This is a genomic window from Kitasatospora sp. MY 5-36 (assembly GCF_001182915.1).
GTDB lineage: Bacteria > Actinomycetota > Actinomycetes > Streptomycetales > Streptomycetaceae > Kitasatospora.
Window position 1 is genome coordinate 1 of the sequence record NZ_LFVW01000542.1, and the last position, 1,724, is coordinate 1,724.

At 73.8% G+C, this 1,724-nt stretch carries 3 protein-coding genes and 1 pseudogene; 3 read left to right on the forward strand and 1 reads right to left on the reverse strand.

Going from position 1 to position 1,724, the window contains the following annotated elements:
* The 3 genes and pseudogenes from AE652_RS45430 to AE652_RS29540 all read left to right on the forward strand — a co-directional run.
* Nucleotides 1–113, forward strand: a pseudogene (locus AE652_RS45430) (amino acid oxidase); the annotation flags it as partial.
* 227 nt (nt 114–340) lie between these two features.
* Nucleotides 341–661 (forward strand): hypothetical protein, encoded by a 321-nt coding sequence (locus AE652_RS29535; protein ID WP_049656991.1) that lies wholly within the window; start codon nt 341–343, stop codon nt 659–661.
* Between the two features lie 121 nt (nt 662–782).
* Nucleotides 783–1,322 (forward strand): aegerolysin family protein, encoded by a 540-nt coding sequence (locus AE652_RS29540; protein WP_082346053.1) that lies wholly within the window; start codon nt 783–785, stop codon nt 1,320–1,322.
* Nucleotides 1,323–1,450: 128 nt separating this feature from the next.
* On the opposite strand, the gene AE652_RS29545 is transcribed toward AE652_RS29540, so the two are convergent.
* The coding region (locus AE652_RS29545; RefSeq protein WP_159028582.1) for a response regulator transcription factor at nt 1,451–1,724 on the reverse strand (274 nt) is incomplete at its 5' end.

Genomic DNA, 1,724 nt, shown 5'->3' on the forward strand with positions numbered 1-1,724 from the left:
CGGAGCCGGACGGCCGGACCGTCCACAACTACGGCCACGGGGGCGCCGGCGTCACGCTCAGCTGGGGCTGCGCCGACGCCGCGGCCGAACTGGCGGCCGCTGCGGCGAGTTGACCCCGTCGCGGGTGCGTACCGGCCCCCGAGCGCGCCGTCGCGGCGCCGCTCGGGGGCCTTCGGCCGGACGCCCGCCGTGCCAAGTTCGCGGTTTTCCACGATGCCCGAGCGTGGCGGTCGGATGCCAGTCTGTGACTGCCACCGCACCCCGCAGCCGGGTCGGGGCGGGACCGATCGGCCCCGGGTGACCGGCTGTTCACGTGGAACGCCCAGAAGGGACATTTGTCATGAACAGGCGAATCGGAGCGGTCTCGCTCAGCGCGGCTCTCGCGGCCGCGGTTCTCGTCGGCGGTACCGCCCAGGCCTACGCCGCCGCGGCCTCCCCCGCCCCGGCGCACGCCGCGCCGGCGCCCGTCGCGGCGCCCGCCGTCCAGGAAGGCGCGTCGGCGCAGGCGCTCGACATCTGGCACTGGGTCGGCCGGTACAACTCCCAGTTCGCCGCCGAGGCCGCGTACTGGGTGCTGTACGGCCTCGGGAGCGCCATCGCGATGAGGATCGAGAAGATCTGGGACAACGGCGTGGAGACCTGGGAGCTCTACATCCAGTGAGTCTCCACAGCCAGTGAGTCACCCGGCGCCGGCACCCAGCCGCGGCGCCCCCCTCCGGACGGGACCAAGGCGAGCGTGACGCGTGTCCGCTCGTCCAGCCGAGAAGAGAGTTGGTAGACCCATGCAGCGTACGACCTCCATGACCGGTCTGGGCCGCACGGCCGCGGGCGCCCTCACCGCCGTGCTGATGGCGGCCGGAGCGGTCGCCCTCGCCCCGTCCGCGCAGGCCGCGGCCGGACAGGACGGGCCGCAGGCCTCGGCGGCGCAGCGCCCGGCCGCCGAGAGCGCGGCGGCGAACGTGCCGCTGGTCGCCGCGGACCGTTCCACGAAGGTCACGCTCTCCAACGGCAGCGGGTCCGGCCTGACCAAGACGTGGGACAAGCTCGACCACGGCTGCTGGACGAACGACATGCTGCCGTCCGACTACATCCCCAACACGAAGTCCTCCAGCTGGCAGAGCGAGTCCTGCGGGTTCGCGACCGGGACCGAGGGCAACATCACCTACACGCTCGACAACGGCGGCGAGGTCAAGCTGCACTGGAACAACCCGTACTGGGGCAGCAACGGCTACAGCTGCGACGCGCCGGCCGGGTACAAGTGCACCTGGCAGGGCGGCAGCGGCGACAACGCCGCGGTCTCCTTCACCCTGTCGAAGTCCTGACGCCGAAGTCCTGACGCCGAGTCATGACGCGGGATCCGGTGCCGGGGCCCTGATCACGCCGGGCCGGGTCGAACCGGCCGCCCCCGCCCGGGTGCGTCCGCGCCCGGGCGGGGGCGCGTCCGTGGCCGCTACCGCTCCAGCGCCGCCACCAGCTGGGTGCGCCGGGCGATCCGCAGCTTCCGGTAGGCGTTGGTGAGGTGGGTCTCCACGGTGCGGCGGGTGAGGCAGAGCGCGGAGGAGATCTGGGCGTTGGTGTGCCCCGCCGCCGCCAGTTCGGCCACGCGCCGTTCGGCGGGGCTCAGGGCGTGCCCGCCGTCCCGGTTCCGCACCCCGCCCTCGCGCAGCGCCTCCTCCGCCGCGCCGAGGAGACGGCCGCGTACTGGCTGAGCATGCTGATGCCGG